This is a genomic window from Bacillus glycinifermentans (genome assembly GCF_001042475.2).
GTDB classification, from domain to species: domain Bacteria; phylum Bacillota; class Bacilli; order Bacillales; family Bacillaceae; genus Bacillus; species Bacillus glycinifermentans.
Window position 1 is genome coordinate 369,343 of the sequence record NZ_LECW02000001.1, and the last position, 15,321, is coordinate 384,663.

A 15,321-nucleotide genomic window follows, 5' to 3' on the forward strand; every position below is an offset into this window, starting at 1 on the left:
TCGGTTGTTTTCGAAATTCCTGATTCTACACAATTAACCGGGTTGGTTAGTTTGGCTATGCTTTCCTCCTTTATTGCTTGTCCTAAGTTGTGCTAGTGGACCTTCAAAGATACTAGTACAGAGATCTTGATAAAGGGCTATTTCATTTCCAAATACCTCTCGGGATTTGCGCAATAGTTCGATGAATACGGACTTATCCCTCACCGATTCGTCCAACGATGCAACTGCTTCAGCTAGTGCAGCACGAGCCGTCATTGCTTGGTGGTTCACGGATTGGACGTCCCAATACACATCCGGTGTTCCAGAACTAATCCGTGCTAGTAGTGCAAGCATAGTTGCATGCGGAGGGGGTGCAAGAGAACTGAGTTTTGCAATGTCAACATCTAATTCTGCGAGCGCCAATCCGAAGGCGAGTATCGCCGAATGAGTGAGTGCCTGCATAGCCGCGACCAATTGATCATGCTCCTCAGCTTCTAATAGCACCGGACGTCCTTTCCAATCTAAGATCATCTGAATCAAATGACTTCCTTTAGGCCCATCGTTTTGGACGATGACAGCTACCGGTCTACCCACGATACTAAGACTGGGAGCAAACATAGGGTTAAGGCCTATGCTTTCGAAAGGCAAACCTAAAGAGTGTATTTTTTTAAATATGGGTGATTGTACAGAAAGAGTGTGCGCAAAGAGAGAATCAGGCTTCATTAACGACCCGACAACTTTTACTGCTTGAAGAGCCGCATTCTCTGGTAAAGCGAGCATCACCATGTCCGCCTTCTGGATCATATCTTTGGCCTGCGGAGTCGGAACCGTGATGTCACACTTCTTGAATTGTCGACTAACGGAAGGAGGATTCTTATCGATAATACATACTTCAACACCAGATCTTTCAAGGAGGTCTGCAAACATCCCGCCAACACCGCCAGATCCCCCCACAATCACACACTGCCTTATTTCCTGACTCATCTTGAACCTCCCACTGCAGAGACTTCCGCTGCTGCGATAGCTGAGACCATAGCTCGCGCTTTAACCTGAGTTTCTTCGAACTCCTCTTCTGGATCTGACAATGCTACGATCGCTCCTCCGACACCAAAAGTCGCCTTGTCATCGGTAACAACAACTGTACGAATAACAATGCTAAGATCCGCGGCGCCACTCAGTCCAAACCAGCCAAGGCTGCCCGAGTAGACACCGCGAGGGCCACTCTCAAGCCGGTCTATGATTTCCATCGTCCGAATTTTCGGAGCACCGGTCATCGAACCGCCTGGAAAAGCAGCACGGACGCAATCAACCGTTGATTTGTCCGGACGTATAGTGCCGCGAATCGTCGAGATCAACTGGTGGACTGGTGCATATGTTTCTACATCGAACAGCTTAGGGACATGAACAGATCCTATTTCACAAACAGTGTTAAGGTCATTTCTGACTAAGTCAACGATCATTAAGTTCTCTGCGAGATCTTTTTCATCACTTAGTAACTCATTTCGTAGTTGATGATCTTCAGCAGAAGTCCTGCCTCTCATACGGGTACCCTTGATCGGTTTGGACTCAACGATACGATCAGTACCAATTGAGAGGAACCGTTCCGGAGAGGCACTTAGTACTGCCACATCCGAAAAGTTTAAAAATGCCCCATAGGGAACCGGACTGATTCGCCGCAGGTGTGTATAAGTATTCCAAGGATCTATAGGGGTATAAACAGTGGCGGAATTAGTCAAGCATATCTCATAAGATTCCCCATTACGAATTTCTTCTAAGCAATCGTTGATCAGTTGAAGATAAGATGGCCGCATATGACGAAACTCGATTGGGATATTGTGGTCTGGCACGGACGTAAGTACTGAATCCATGTCAAAATCATTTGCTGCAACAGGAATTTCATTCAAGATTTGCTCTGTAGCATTTAGCCAGTTGATTGCTTGCTTATCCTCATCCCCAGTCGAAAGACACAACAGATAGGCTTCCTGTTCAAGGTGATCAAAAACAAGCATGCGGTCAACGAAAAGCAAGGCCGCATCCGGAATCTCAGATTGATACCGGTTACTCCCGCAAGTTTCAGCTTTTAGCTCATAGCCAAGATAACCCACATAGCCGAGATTGAAGTCAAAGGGAAGGCCTTCCGGAGTAGATGTTGCTCGGCGGCGGATTTGCTCATCAAGATAATCATAAAATGACTGTTGAATGAACTCCGTCTCTTGACCCGAACGTTGTACTTTTACAACACCTTCTGCTACGCTATACGTAATATATTCAGCATTCTCTCCGGTACCATCGCCGAGATATGAAAATCGCGACAAGCCTTCGATGACACTGCTACTGTCAAGCCAGAATCCATGAGGTGCATCAGCAAATAGTGCCTGGTAACTTGACTGTGCGTCAGGAAATCCCGATAATTTTCGAAAATGGATCTGGTAGAAATCATTTTTAGGATTAGAAGGCTCCTCTAATTTGGGAGACTGTCTTGATCGTCTAGTGCGCTTCGGAGTTAGGTCTCGAAAGTTGGCAAGCAACTCGTGCCCATAATGACTACAGATTGACTCGGGGTGGAATTGCACACCCCAAATCGGCAGATTGCGGTGTCGAAGCCCCATAATCAAACCATCTTTAGTCCACGCTATCGCTTCCACATCATCACCCAATTCAGTAACTATAAGGGAGTGATAGCGTACGACAGAGAACTCAGGAGGAAGCCCGTCAAAGATATCGATCCCTGAATGGTGTATGACTGATGATCGTCCATGCATGGGCTCAGAAGCGTGGTTCACCTTTCCGCCAAACAAATGAGCTATACCTTGATGTCCAAGGCAGACCCCGAGGACTGGCAACTTAGATTCTAGGATAACAGTTGCATTAATACCAAAGTCCTCAACCCGTTCCGGTCGACCGGGGCCTGGGGAGATCACGATGTTGTCAATCTCATCAATCGGTACTTGTGACCAGTCTACATCATTACGGACAACTATTGGCGGTCGGCCATTTACTTCACCGATCAATTGATAGAGGTTGTAAGTAAATGAGTCATAGTTGTCAATTAGAAGTGTTTGTATCCCTGCCCCCATTAAACAATTCCTCCCTTTTTCCTTTTTGGTCCGACCAAGCTTGAAGAAATTTCTTGCCTGCGATTTTCTGAATTGTCAATTACTATATCCTCAACCCTGCACGTTTCAGAAATAATGAGCTCATAAAGGTTACGCAAAAACTCTTTACTTAAACCATTCTCGTCAGCGTATCGGGCTGCTCGTTCCTGGACAAAGTTAATTCGGTGCGGCTGCATCATCGGAATATTATACTCGCGTTTGTACAACCCAATCCTAATGCAGCATTCTAAACGTGCTTTCAATGTATCCAACAATTGTTCATCAATACGATCAAGTTTTGTACGCAGGCCCTCAAGCCCCTTTTCAATTTCTGATAACATGTAAATTACCTCCAATTCTAAATTCTTTTGATAAAAGAGAGGGACTTTACCTCTTGACGATCCGTGTATCCCCTTTCCGCCCAAAATTTAGACAATTAAGGGTTATTAAGGATAAGACTCATAAGATAAGAAGATTCTTAGTGTATCGACTATAGTTTCAGTGAAAATACCTGCAGATCGCAACAACCGAATCTCGAAGGTAGATGGCTTCCGTAGCACTTGACAATTTACAGCATTATGAATTCCTAGTGTGTGAGGAGACTCAACAAGTGGGTTAAGATTGTCATGGTATCTACATTAATAGATAGACCGGCTTGTCCTTCTAAAATGGAGCAACCTTGTACACTGCCGCATGACAGGTTGAAGTATGCAAACAAACGGAATAACGCCATGCCAGAGTCGTTCAATGGTGTAACCGCAATATCCAAATCAACTATTTCTACAATGACAGCATCCTCGTGAACATCAGGTGTTAAATCACCTCCGCACGAGCACTGCTATCCAATCAGTGCAGGCTCATTGGATGAATAATCCAGTGATATGGAGCAACAGCCGCGAGATTACACCTGTGATGCTCGATTTTATAAAAGAAGATTATAAAAAAGTGTCGCCACGAACACCCCTGTGTTTGACGAAGGATTTAACAACCCTTAACTTGGATTGAAGTTATGAAAATTCGGTTTGTTTTTCTGTTAAATTATAACTTCAAACCTAAATAATAACAATTAAAATATTAAAAAAGTTTCAACACTTGTGTGAATGAACTGCACCCCAGGACACCATCTAACAGCGCTGCTTCAACCGGCTCGAATACCGTGCAGTACGTATTATTACTGGGGACCGAATATTTTTAAAAAGAACTCGCAGAGTATTTGGATTACCTCAATCACAAACGGATCAAGATCAAATGAAAAGGCATGAATCCAGTACAATACCGGATTCATGCCAGGCAAACTGCTTCATGACGTTTTATTGTCTGATTTTTGGGGTCATATCAAAATGAGCGGCAGGTTTACATGAGTGGTGTTTAGGATCGGATGGTTTGAAGCAGAAGAATTACTTTATGAAAACCGGCATTCTTTTTTGAACTTGGAGGGCCATTTTACTATGGAATACGAGCCTCGGAGGGAGCGGAATCAAAATCGCTGCCAAGACGGAGGCCTAACGACAGATCCGGATATGATCAATCGGAGCTTTGGGGCATATCCGTCTGACGAATAAGATATTCAACAATCCATTCAGACCTACTTGCCATAAGGTGTGGGACGATTTTCAAAAGGCGGAGTCGGCCTTTATACAAGAACGGCTGACGAAGATTTCATCATTGATCATCATCCGGAATATCCTCATGTTTCGATTCGGATTTTCCGGGCGCTGCTTCAAGTTCAGCAGTGTGGTGGGGGAGATATTAAGCGAGACGAGCACGGCTGGGAACACGAAGCATGATATCTCGATTTTCTCTTTAGCTCTGCCGGGTTTAAGAAAAGGAATGATGTACAATCAATAGGTCAGAATGCCTGTCTTCCGACGGTTTTTTTATATTAAAAAAGTATTTACAATGCTCGTAAACGGGAGTATGATCTCTCTATAAAACGTATATTTCAAATTCGCTTAGTCTGTATCAGAGCGGGGGAACCATTTTGGGGCATAACATTGCCTCTAGGGGTGAATCCTTTTAAAGGTAGGGCAAACTCTCGTGAGCCCGAATCCGTCAGCTAACCTCGTAAGCGTTAAGAGAGAGGGAGATAACCTGGGAATAAAATCCGATTCCGCAGGGGCTTTTGCCTCTGTGCTTTTTTGTGCGGGAAAATATGGAAATTAACAGTAAAAAGGAGAAGTTAAAATCATGTACAGTACAATAAAGCGGTTTTTAATCGGTAAACCATTGAAATCAAAAGAGCTGGGAGAACAAAAGATCACAAAGACGAAGGCCCTTGCTTTATTGTCTTCTGATGCCTTGTCTTCTGTCGCTTACGGTACAGAGCAAATTTTGATCGTGTTGGCTGCCGTCAGCACGGCTGCTCTATGGTATTCGCTGCCGATAGCGGTGGGCGTTTTGATTCTTTTGACGGCTTTGATCCTTTCCTACCGGCAGATTATATTTTCTTATCCGCATGGTGGAGGGGCGTATGTCGTTTCAAGGGAAAACCTTGGGGTAAATCCGGGGCTTATCGCAGGCGGGTCCCTGCTCGTCGATTACATTCTGACGGTAGCGGTCAGCGTGTCGGCGGGAACAGATGCCATCACATCGGCGCTTCCGTCTCTGCATCCGTACCACCTGATCATCGCGGTCGTCCTTGTTCTATTCATCATGATATTAAATTTGCGCGGGTTAACGGAATCGGCTTCGATCTTGGCCTATCCGGTTTACTTGTTTGTCGCGGCTCTCTTGATTCTCATCGGGGTAGGGATTTTTAAATTGATGACCGGACAAGTTGAACCCGCTGAGCATGCGGCAATCGGGACGCCTGTCGCCGGATTGTCCCTGTTTTTGCTGCTCAAAGCTTTTTCATCAGGCTGTTCAGCTTTGACCGGGGTTGAGGCGATCTCAAACGCGATCCCGGCTTTCAGGGATCCGGCGCCGAAAAACGCCGCAAACACGCTTTTGATGATGGGAATCCTGCTTGCCGTTCTGTTTTCGGGAATTACGGTGCTCGCCTTCGGCTACGGCATCATGCCGAAAGGCGAAGAAACGGTCGTGTCCCAGATCGCATCGGAAACGTTCGGGCGCTCATTCCTTTACTTTTTCATACAGGGAACGACGTCGATGATTTTAGTATTGGCCGCCAACACCGGATTTTCAGCCTTCCCGCAGCTTGCGTTTAACCTGGCCCGTGATAAATACATGCCGAGAATGTTTACGGTCAGAGGAGACCGCTTAGGCTATTCAAACGGAATCATCTTTCTCGGCTTTGCTTCGATTTTGCTGATTCTTTTGTTTAACGGACAGACAGAACATTTAATTCCTTTATACGCGGTCGGCGTGTTCATCCCGTTTACGCTTTCTCAAACGGGTATGTGCCTGAAATGGATCAGACAAAAGCCGGAAGGCTGGGTATTGAAAATGATCATTAATGCAACAGGCACGGCGATCTCTGCAGTTGTTTTGCTCATTCTGTTTATCACGAAGTTTCAGGTTGTATGGCCGATCGTCGTCTTCATGCCGATCGTCATCTGGATCTTCTATGCGGTCAAAAGGCACTATGATGCCGTCGGCGAACAGCTTAGAATGACAGGCAAGCCTTTGGAGCCGATCGAAGGGAACGTCGTCATCGTCCCTGTCGCCGGTGTGACGCACGTCGTCGAAAAGTCGATCCAATACGCCAAAACGTTGTCAGACCAGGTCATCGCGGTTCACGTATCGTTTGACAAAGAAGAAGAGAAAAAGATCGAAAAAAAATGGGAGGAGCTGCAAAACGGCGTCAGACTCGTTACCCTGCACTCCTCATACCGAAGCTTAATTCATCCTTTGGAAAAATTCCTGGAAACGGTGGAAGCGAAAGCGGCGAGCTACAACTATTCTGTCATGGTTCTCGTTCCGCAGTTCATTCCGAAAAAAAGCTGGCACAATATTCTTCACAATCAGTCAGCATTTTTGCTGCGCTTGAGGCTGCTGTGGAAAAAAGACATCGTCATCGCCACGCTCCCATACCATTTTAAAAAGTAAAAAGCTTGCAGAGCATGAACCTCTGCAAGCTTTTTTTGCCTGCAATATGCCGCGGAACGTTTGAACAGAAAAGGGAGGTGGTAACCAGACAGAAAAAGGAGGACGTGACATGGCAAACAAAACCGCAGGAAAAATAGCAGCAGAACTGCTGGAGGAATGGAATATTGATCATATTTACGGCATGCCGGGAGACAGCATCAACGAATTCATCAACGAATTGCGGCATGAACGAAACAGCCTCCGCTTCATTCAGGTGCGTCACGAAGAAACCGCAGCCCTTGCCGCATCCGCTGAAGCAAAATTGACGGGCAAAATCGGCGTCTGCCTTTCAATAGCAGGTCCGGGAGCCGTTCATCTGCTCAACGGGCTTTATGATGCAAAAGCAGACGGCGTGCCTGTGCTCGCCATTGCGGGGCAGGTAGCTTCAAGCCAAATCGGCAGGGATGCGTTTCAGGAAATCGGTCTCGAAAGAATGTTTGAGGATGTGTCCGTTTTTAATCAGCAGGTGCATTCGGCCGAGGCGCTCCCCGACCTTTTAAATCAGGCGATCCGGGCAGCTTACAGCCAAAAAGGGGTCGCCGTCCTCACCGTATCGGACGACCTGTTTGCGGAAAAAATCAAGCGGAAGCCGGCCTATACGTCGGCGCTTTATATCGAGGGCGGGCTGCATCCGAAAAAAAGCCAGCTTTTGCAGTGCGCCCAACTGATCAACGAAGCGAAAAAACCGGTGATTTTGGCGGGAAGAGGAATGAAAACGGCGAAGGAGGAGCTTTTGGAATTTGCCGATAAAGCGGCGGCGCCGATCGTTATTACGCTTCCGGCGAAAGGAGCCGTTCCCGACCGTCACCCTCATGTTCTCGGAAATCTCGGTCATATCGGCACAAAGCCCGCTTATGAAGCGATGGAAGAATGCGATCTGTTGATCATGCTTGCGACGTCGTTTCCTTACCGGGAGTACCTGCCGGAAGATACGCCTGCGATTCAGCTTGATAACGATCCGGCGAAAATCGGGAAGCGCTACCCGGTCACCGCAGGGCTCGTCTGCGACGCAAAAACAGGCTTGGCAGAGCTGACAAAGACCATTGAACGGAAAGCAAACCGTTCGTTTTTGGAGAGCTGTACGGATCATATGAAAAAGTGGCGGTATCATGTCGAAAAGGACGAACAGCGGGCGACTTCCCCGCTCAAGCCGCAGCAAGTGATCGCAAGGCTGCAGGATGCGGCTGCGGACGATGCAGTTTTATCTGTTGACGTCGGAAATGTGACAGTATGGATGGCCCGCCATTTTGACATGACCAATCAGGATTTTATCATTTCAAGCTGGCTCGGTACGATGGGCTGCGGTCTGCCCGGAGCGATTGCCGCCAAGCTGTCATATCCTGAACGCCAGGTGGTGGCCGTGTGCGGAGACGGCGGCTTCAGCATGTCTATGCACGATTTTCCGACTGCGGTCAAATACGGTCTCCCCATTGTCGTCGTTATCTTAAATAATCAAAACCTGGGCATGATTCAATATGAACAGCAGGAAAAAGGCCATATTGAATACGCCACAAAGCTTGAAAATGTCGATTATGCCGTATTTGCGGAAGCGTGCGGAGGAAAAGGCTTCAGCGTGAAAAAACACGAAGAGCTCATCCCTGCGCTGAAAAATGCATTTGCGTTGCAAAAACCTGCCGTCATCGATGTGGCCATCGAAGACGAACCGCCGCTCCCGGGAAAAATCTCTTACATGCAGGCGGCAAACTTCAGCAAATATATGATGAAAAAATTCTTTGAGAAGCAAGAACTCGATTTGCCTCCGTTAAAGAAAAACTTGCGAAGGCTGTTTTAGCATTGAAAACATCACCTCTGTTCCAAAAGGGGGTGATGTTTTTCAATCGTATTCCCGTCTGTAAAAATCGACCGCCGCCTCTGCGGCTTTTAAAAGGGCTTTGCGCATTTCGCGGGGTTCCAGCACTTTGATCTGATCGGCAAACCCGAGCAAATACTCCAGCGCCTCCTTTTCCGCATTGAAGGAAAACGTAACCGGAATCCAGCCATCTTCCCCGGCAGCCTCTTTTCGGGCGATTTTTACGAACCGTCCCGTAAACATCAGTCTCGGAAAAATGGACGGCGCGGCTAATGCGCGCACTTCGTATGCCGGCAGATTGTCGATGAACGATTTCGTCGACGCTTCCCAATACTGTGCAAGATTGAAATCGTCAGGCCTTGTAAACGTTTCGTCAAGCGATTGTGCAGAGTGGATGCGTGAAGCTCTGTAGTTTCTGATGTTTTCGCCGTGTGATGCGATGAAATACCAGACATGCCCTTTCGCAGCCAAACCGAGCGGACACACAATCCGGGTGTTCGTTTTTCCGTCTGCCCGTTCATAGGTGATCCGGAGCTTGTTTTCCTTCCAGATGGCCTCTTGAAGAACGGCAAAAGCGGCGATTTTTACTGTTTGGTTTCGCCAAGTGCTTGTATCAATGTGAATCCGGCGCCATACTTCTTTCGCCTGTTCCCTGTAAGCGGGAGGGAGGGAGGCCATTAATTTCGTTCGCGCTGCACGCGAAGGCCGGGAGAGCCCCAAATCTTCCAGCAATTGCGCAGAAGGAGAAACAAAAAGCGAGCGGATTTCCTGTTCTTTTAAACCGGTCAGCTTCGTTTGATAGTCCTCCATCAGCCGCCATCCGCCATTTTTTCCGCGCTCCGCGTAAACGGGGATTCCAGCACCGCTCAGCGCCTCCATATCCCTGTGAATCGTACGCTCTGATACTTCGAGCTGTTCAGCCAGCGCTTTCGCTGACATCCGCCCGTAGGACTGCAACAGCAAAACGATCGACATCAGCCGGTCTCCTCTCAATAAAGATCACCTTCTCATGTGTTATTTCTTTCATTAAATAAAACATGACAAAAGGTGTCAAGATTAAGCGGATATACTGGGAATCAAACAATGAGAAAGGGATGAAATCAATGGAAACATTAAAAGGAAAAATTGCGCTCGTAACGGGAGCATCCAGGGGAGCAGGCCGGGCGATTGCCGAGGAATTGGGAAAGGCCGGGGCAACGGTATATGTCAGCGGACGAAGCGCGAAAGGAAACACGACAAATGGGTGGCCGGGCTCTGTTGACGGTACCGTATCGCAAATCAAAGAAGCAGGTGGAAAAGCGATTGGCGCGGTGTGCGACCATACGAATGATCAAGAAACGAAGCATCTCATCGACAGAATCAGGGCGGAACAAGGGCGCCTCGATATCCTCGTCAACAACGTGTGGGGCGGTAACGAGCGGAAAATTGAATCAAAGCCTTTTTGGGAGCAGCCTAAGGGACACTGGGACAATATGTTTACAGCCGGTGTCCGCGCACAGCTCATGACCAATTATTATGCGATTCCGCTCTTACGCCTGAATGGCGCGGGCGTGATCATTCATACAACGTTTTGGGACAGGGACAAGTATATCGGGAATTTTTACTATGACTTGGCTAAGAATGCACTGAACCGGATGGCGTACGGTCTCTCTTCAGAGCTCAAGCGGGACGGTATCGCCGTTTTGGGGCTGTCCCCGGGTTTTATGAGAACGGAGCTTGTCCTTCGGGAGTTTCGTACAGATGAGGCGCACTGGCACGAAATAGAGGAATTAAAGCGGTCGGAAACGCCTTATTATGTCGGGCGGGCCGCCGTCTGTCTGGCCGGCGACCCGAATATTTTAAAGAAAAGCGGCAAAGTGCTGAGAGCCGGCGATTTGGCGGAAGAATACGATTTTACGGATATAGACGGCAGGAGAATCCCGCCGTTTGAGCTGTAACATCAAAAAAAGCCTGCTTCCGCAACGCTCGGAAGTCAGGCTTTTATCTATGACGGATCGGATCATTTCTTTTTCTTCATCCCCGCGGCCGTGAACGGAAGAACCGTTCCGAACAGCATCGTGCCGCCGAAAAAATTGCCGAGATAAGGCTGTCCGATCAAGTAGCAGACGGCAAATACGAGGGCGGCCAGGCCGATCATCGTGTAAGCCGGATAAAATCTTTTTTGAAAGCTTGCCTTTTGGGCAATAAGGAAAAAGATTAATCCGACAATAAGAGGAATGATCCATAGATAAAACAATAATAAAATTTTCATAGCCAAAAACTCCATATTTTTTGATATCTATCATACCAGATTGAGGCGGAAAATGCGTGTGACAAATCCTTAACTCTTTCTTTGCGCAGCTGCGTATTCTTCACGCAGAAGCCCGTAGACGAAATGGTCGGCAAAATGGTCGTGGAGCCACTCGCATTGTCTGAGGCAGCCTTCTTTCGTAAAGCCGAGTCTTTCAGGGATGGCCTGGCTTTTGACATTTTTTACGGCCGCCCTGATTTCGATCCGGTTTAATTCGTATTCATTGAACAGCTGATCGATCAGCGCGCGGCATGCATCCGTCATAATGCCTTTCCCTTGAAACGGTTCCCCGAGCCAGTAGCCGATAGAAGTCGTCCGGTTAATCCAGTTGATATAGTGGAGACCGATGATGCCGGCAAACTCGCCTTGATACCAGATCCCCGCCTGAAACCCGTTGTTTGCCGCTTGCTGCTTCATGCTTTCTTCAATAAAGGCTTCGCTGTCTTCGAGCTTCTTCGTTCCGTCGACCCAAAACAGCCATTTTCTTAAATGATTTTTCGATTGCTGGATGAGCATGTAGACGGCGCGGGCATCCTTCGGTTCAAGCAATTTTAAATACAAGCCATCATGAACGGTAAGTGTAAACATCCAGAATCCTCCTTTTTCAACAGTATAATATAAAAAAGCCGACATACGTCAGCTTTTTTAACCAAATAATGTATCAAATATAAGGAAGATGTTGAGCGAGACGATAAGCGCCGTGATGATCCAGGATACGGCCGTCACCCACTTCGCGTTTTTCAAGCTTCCCATAATCCGCCCGCTGCTTGTAAACAAAATGAGCGGAACGAGGGCAAAAGCGATGCCGAAAGACAGGACGACCTGGCTTAGGACGAGAGCGGTCGTCGGATTGACGCCTGATGCGATGATCGCGATAGGCGGCAGAATCGTAATGAACCGTCTGACATAAAGCGGAATCCTGAAATTGATAAAGCCCTGCATGATAATATCCCCTGACAGTGTTCCGACAGAAGAGCTTGACAAGCCCGCAATCAAAAGCCCGACGCCGAACAGTACGGCAGATAGGGGACTGACCATGCTGCTGAAATGATGAAAAGCTACATCCAGGTCTTCTACGAAAATGCCGTTTTTGAAGAACAGGGCAGCGGCGACGATCAGCATGCTGGCGTTGATCGCTCCGGCAATGAGCATTGCGATTAATATATCAATGAATTCAAAGCGAAAAATCTTTTTCTTTTCCGCTTCCGTTTTGCCTACCACTCTGCGCTGCGTGAGGGCGGAGTGAAGGTAAATCGCATGGGGCATAACCGTCGCTCCCAGGATTCCTGCCGCCAGGAGAATGCTGTCAGCCCCGTGAAAGCGGGGGATGAGCATACCTTGAAGCACCGCAGCTGGATCAGGCTTTGCAAAAAACGTCTGAAGCGCAAAAGCGATCACGACGATAAACAGCATTCCCGTAATCGCCGCTTCCAGCGGGCGGAAGCCGCGTCTTTGCAGCTCCAAAATCGCAAACGATCCCACAGCTGCGATGAGGGAAGCTTCAAGAAGCGGAATGCCGAACAACAGGTAAAGCCCGAGCGCGGCTCCGATGAATTCGGCTAGATCGGTCGCGATGACGACGAGCTCCCCTTGAATCCACAGGCCGACAGAAACCGGTTTTGGAAACTCTTCTCTTGCGACTTCAGGCAGGTTTTTCCCCGTAGCAATCCCGAGCTTGGCGGATAATGATTGGATGAGAAGCGCCATGATATTTGAAAAAAGAATAACCCATAAAAGCAAATACCCGTACTTGGAACCGGCGGCGATATTCGTGGCAAAGTTCCCGGGATCAATATAGGCGATGGCCGCTATGAAAGCGGGGCCTAAAAAGGGAAGCAGCCTTTTAAAGCCTCTGCTTTTTCCGTCTAATGCGTCTTGAGCTTCTTTTGATATTTGAGTGTGTCTGGACATGTCATTACTGACCATCTGATTCACCTAGATTCTCTGTTGTTTTTCCTTGTGCACAAAAGTTTCCTTAGCGCAAAATGTAATTTAATCATATGCCTGCCATCATAAAATGTCAACCGTTTGATTTTATAGTGTATGCAGGAAGTGTTTCACGCAAACAAAAACCAGCATCGTTTTGACACGATGCTGGCGTGCGTGCGTGGCCGCTTATGCTTCAGATCCCATTCTTCCGCGGAAGATCAAGCTTAATATAAAGACGAGAATCGCGGCCCCGATGATAGCCGGAATGATGGCAAAGCCCGCAATATCAGGCCCCCATGTGCCAAACAGCCCGTGGCCGATCCAGGCGCCGATAAAACCGACGACCATCGAGCCGATGATGCCTCCAGGAGCGCCGTTTCCTCCGATGGCTCCCCCGATCAGTCCGATCACAATGGCGACGACGACAGAAACGAGAAATCCTAACATTGTTTTTTCCCCCTCTTTCAAATGATTTGTATTATGTGTTTAGCCTCCTTGGGAGTTACATAAACATTTGAAAGCGCATCGGGTGCTAATCTTCGAGCAATGAAGCGCCGGCGATGCCTGGATGGGTCATCTCATAAGGATCGAGAATCAAGTCAAGCTCTTCTTCTGTCAATACGCCGTGCAGCAGGCAGAGTTCACGGACCGATCTGCCGGTGGCGATCGCTTCTTTCGCAATCCGCGCGGCGGCCTCATAGCCAAGATGAGGGTTGACCGCCGTAATGACGCCGACGCTTTTCTCGACGAATTCTTTCAGCCTGATCTCATTCGCTTCAATCCCCTTCACGCAATAGTCTGTGAATACGCGGAAGCCGTTGTTCATGATCTTGATCGATTGCAGCAGATTGAAGACAAGGACAGGCTCCATGACGTTTAATTCGAGCTGGCCGGCTTCTGATGCAAGGCAGATCGTATGATCATTGCCGATGACCTGGAACGCGATCTGATTCATGACTTCTGGCATCACCGGATTTACTTTGCCGGGCATAATAGATGAGCCGGGCTGGCGGGGAGGGAGCCTGATCTCGGCAAGGCCTGCTCTTGGTCCTGATGCCATCAGCCGAAGATCATTGGCGATCTTCGACATGTTCATCATTCCTACCTTTAAGGCGGCGGAGACTTCCGTGTAAGCATCCGTATTTTGGGTGGCGTCGACAAGGTGATCTGCGCCGGTCAGCTCGTATCCGCTGATCTCAGATAAATGTTTGACGACGTTTTTAATATATCGCGGGTCAGCGTTCAGCCCGGTTCCCACCGCCGTCGCACCCATATTGACTTCATACAGGTGGTGCCGGGATTGTTTAATCCGCTCGATGTCCCGCTCGATCACGCGCGAATACGCTTCAAATTCCTGTCCGAGGCGGATCGGGACGGCGTCTTGAAGATGAGTCCGTCCCATTTTGATGACGAAATCGAATTCGGCAGCTTTTTTTCGGAAGGCATCCAGCATATCCCCCATGGTCGCCAGCAGTTTTTTCAGATGATTCAAGGTTGCCAGGTGTATGGCTGTCGGAAATACGTCATTCGTCGATTGAGCCATATTGACGTGCGTATTCGGGCTTAAATGGAAATAATCGCCTTTTTCTTTTCCTAACAGCTCCAATCCCCTGTTTGCGATAACTTCATTTGTATTCATATTCATCGACGTTCCGGCCCCGCCCTGAATGGGATCGACGATGAAATGATCATGCCAGAGGCCGTCGACGATTTCTCCGGCCGCTTGAACGATCACCTCGCCAAGGCCTTTGTACAGCCGCTTAATTTCCATATTGGAAAGAGCTGCCGCTTTTTTCACCATCGCCAATGCTTTAATCAGCTCTTCGTCGATCTGGTAGCCGGTAATCGGAAAGTTCTCAACGGCCCGCATCGTCTGTACGCCGTAATAAGCGTCAGCCGGGACTTCTTTTTCGCCTAAAAAATCTTTTTCAATCCGGGTTGTTTTCTCTTCCATGTGTCAGACCCTCCGTAATGTGTTTCTTATCCTGTAGTGTGTCACGATTCACCTGGTTTTAGTTTTTGAACGAAAAAAAAGTAAAATCGGCTTGGAAACGGAATCTGTCAAGAAATAAAAAGCCCTTTTTCTTAATCATATCCGCTTATTTGCATGCTGGAGGATTTTTAAGGAAACATATGCAAAGAGAAAATAAATAGTAAAATAGTTATGTTTA

Annotated in this window: 13 protein-coding genes and 1 riboswitch; of the genes, 4 read left to right on the forward strand and 9 right to left on the reverse strand. The window is 47.9% G+C overall.

Going from position 1 to position 15,321, the window contains the following annotated elements; genetic code table 11:
- Positions 1 to 33: 33 nt before the first annotated feature.
- From AB447_RS01705 to AB447_RS01715, 3 genes are read right to left on the reverse strand one after another with little or no spacing between them, the layout of a single operon-like run.
- On the reverse strand, positions 34 to 963 hold the full coding sequence (locus AB447_RS01705; protein ID WP_048355370.1) for a prephenate dehydrogenase dimerization domain-containing protein: 930 nt from the start codon (positions 961 to 963) through the stop codon (positions 34 to 36).
- On the reverse strand, positions 960 to 3,056 hold the full coding sequence (gene pabB / locus AB447_RS01710) for an aminodeoxychorismate synthase component I (protein WP_048355369.1): 2,097 nt from the start codon (positions 3,054 to 3,056) through the stop codon (positions 960 to 962). Before pabB ends, AB447_RS01705 begins: the two co-directional genes overlap by 4 nt.
- Positions 3,056 to 3,415, reverse strand: a complete 360-nt coding sequence (locus AB447_RS01715) for a chorismate mutase family protein (RefSeq protein WP_048355368.1) — start codon at positions 3,413 to 3,415, stop codon at positions 3,056 to 3,058. Before AB447_RS01715 ends, pabB begins: the two co-directional genes overlap by 1 nt.
- Positions 3,416 to 4,675: 1,260 nt before the next feature.
- Between AB447_RS01715 and AB447_RS01725 the strand changes: the two genes are divergently transcribed.
- From AB447_RS01725 to AB447_RS01735, 3 genes are all read left to right on the forward strand, one after another.
- Positions 4,676 to 4,861, forward strand: coding sequence for a hypothetical protein (locus AB447_RS01725; protein ID WP_048355366.1), 186 nt, complete (start codon positions 4,676 to 4,678; stop codon positions 4,859 to 4,861).
- A 152-nt stretch (positions 4,862 to 5,013) separates the two neighbouring features.
- A riboswitch (cyclic di-AMP (ydaO/yuaA leader) is annotated at positions 5,014 to 5,161 on the forward strand.
- Positions 5,162 to 5,261: 100 nt separating this feature from the next.
- The gene (locus AB447_RS01730) at positions 5,262 to 7,082 is read left to right on the forward strand and encodes an APC family permease (protein ID WP_048355365.1); all 1,821 of its coding nucleotides are present in this window, start codon (positions 5,262 to 5,264) and stop codon (positions 7,080 to 7,082) included.
- Between the two features lie 109 nt (positions 7,083 to 7,191).
- Positions 7,192 to 8,913: a pyruvate oxidase gene (locus tag AB447_RS01735; protein WP_048355364.1), complete on the forward strand. Its 1,722-nt coding sequence runs from the start codon at positions 7,192 to 7,194 to the stop codon at positions 8,911 to 8,913.
- A gap of 42 nt (positions 8,914 to 8,955) precedes the next feature.
- Here AB447_RS01735 and AB447_RS01740 read toward each other — a convergent pair whose 3' ends face one another.
- Entirely contained in the window at positions 8,956 to 9,924 is a 969-nt protein-coding gene (locus tag AB447_RS01740; RefSeq protein WP_057957410.1) for a helix-turn-helix transcriptional regulator, read from the reverse strand.
- 110 nt (positions 9,925 to 10,034) lie between these two features.
- On the opposite strand from AB447_RS01740, the gene AB447_RS01745 reads away from it, so the two are divergent.
- Positions 10,035 to 10,868: an SDR family NAD(P)-dependent oxidoreductase gene (locus tag AB447_RS01745; protein ID WP_048355363.1), complete on the forward strand. Its 834-nt coding sequence runs from the start codon at positions 10,035 to 10,037 to the stop codon at positions 10,866 to 10,868.
- 62 nt (positions 10,869 to 10,930) lie between these two features.
- Here the strand turns inward: AB447_RS01745 and AB447_RS01750 are convergent, their stop codons facing one another.
- The 5 genes from AB447_RS01750 to aspA all read right to left on the reverse strand — a co-directional run bounded on the left by AB447_RS01750 (position 10,931) and on the right by aspA (position 15,104).
- Complete coding sequence (locus tag AB447_RS01750; RefSeq protein ID WP_048355362.1) at positions 10,931 to 11,182, reverse strand: hypothetical protein; 252 nt, start codon at positions 11,180 to 11,182, stop codon at positions 10,931 to 10,933.
- A gap of 69 nt (positions 11,183 to 11,251) precedes the next feature.
- Positions 11,252 to 11,809: a GNAT family N-acetyltransferase gene (locus tag AB447_RS01755; RefSeq protein WP_048355361.1), complete on the reverse strand. Its 558-nt coding sequence runs from the start codon at positions 11,807 to 11,809 to the stop codon at positions 11,252 to 11,254.
- A gap of 57 nt (positions 11,810 to 11,866) precedes the next feature.
- Entirely contained in the window at positions 11,867 to 13,147 is a 1,281-nt protein-coding gene (locus AB447_RS01760) for an Nramp family divalent metal transporter (RefSeq protein ID WP_048355360.1), read from the reverse strand.
- Between the two features lie 189 nt (positions 13,148 to 13,336).
- Complete coding sequence (locus AB447_RS01765; protein ID WP_048355433.1) at positions 13,337 to 13,597, reverse strand: GlsB/YeaQ/YmgE family stress response membrane protein; 261 nt, start codon at positions 13,595 to 13,597, stop codon at positions 13,337 to 13,339.
- Between the two features lie 85 nt (positions 13,598 to 13,682).
- A complete protein-coding gene (gene aspA, locus AB447_RS01770; RefSeq protein ID WP_048355359.1) occupies positions 13,683 to 15,104 on the reverse strand; it encodes an aspartate ammonia-lyase in 1,422 nt (473 codons plus the stop codon).
- Positions 15,105 to 15,321: the final 217 nt, after the last annotated feature.

Bases quoted from the DNA above. Each gene is read 5' to 3' on its own strand.
- AB447_RS01745 (WP_048355363.1), top strand. From the start codon at position 10,035: ATGGAAACATTAAAAGGAAAAATTGCGCTCGTAACGGGAGCATCCAGG.
- AB447_RS01765 (WP_048355433.1), bottom strand. From the start codon at position 13,597: ATGTTAGGATTTCTCGTTTCTGTCGTCGTCGCCATTGTGATCGGACTG.
- AB447_RS01760 (WP_048355360.1), bottom strand. From the start codon at position 13,147: ATGGTCAGTAATGACATGTCCAGACACACTCAAATATCAAAAGAAGCT.
- AB447_RS01735 (WP_048355364.1), top strand. From the start codon at position 7,192: ATGGCAAACAAAACCGCAGGAAAAATAGCAGCAGAACTGCTGGAGGAA.
- AB447_RS01705 (WP_048355370.1), bottom strand. From the start codon at position 963: ATGAGTCAGGAAATAAGGCAGTGTGTGATTGTGGGGGGATCTGGCGGT.
- AB447_RS01730 (WP_048355365.1), top strand. From the start codon at position 5,262: ATGTACAGTACAATAAAGCGGTTTTTAATCGGTAAACCATTGAAATCA.
- aspA (WP_048355359.1), bottom strand. From the start codon at position 15,104: ATGGAAGAGAAAACAACCCGGATTGAAAAAGATTTTTTAGGCGAAAAA.
- AB447_RS01715 (WP_048355368.1), bottom strand. From the start codon at position 3,415: ATGTTATCAGAAATTGAAAAGGGGCTTGAGGGCCTGCGTACAAAACTT.
- pabB (WP_048355369.1), bottom strand. From the start codon at position 3,056: ATGGGGGCAGGGATACAAACACTTCTAATTGACAACTATGACTCATTT.
- AB447_RS01755 (WP_048355361.1), bottom strand. From the start codon at position 11,809: ATGTTTACACTTACCGTTCATGATGGCTTGTATTTAAAATTGCTTGAA.
- AB447_RS01750 (WP_048355362.1), bottom strand. From the start codon at position 11,182: ATGAAAATTTTATTATTGTTTTATCTATGGATCATTCCTCTTATTGTC.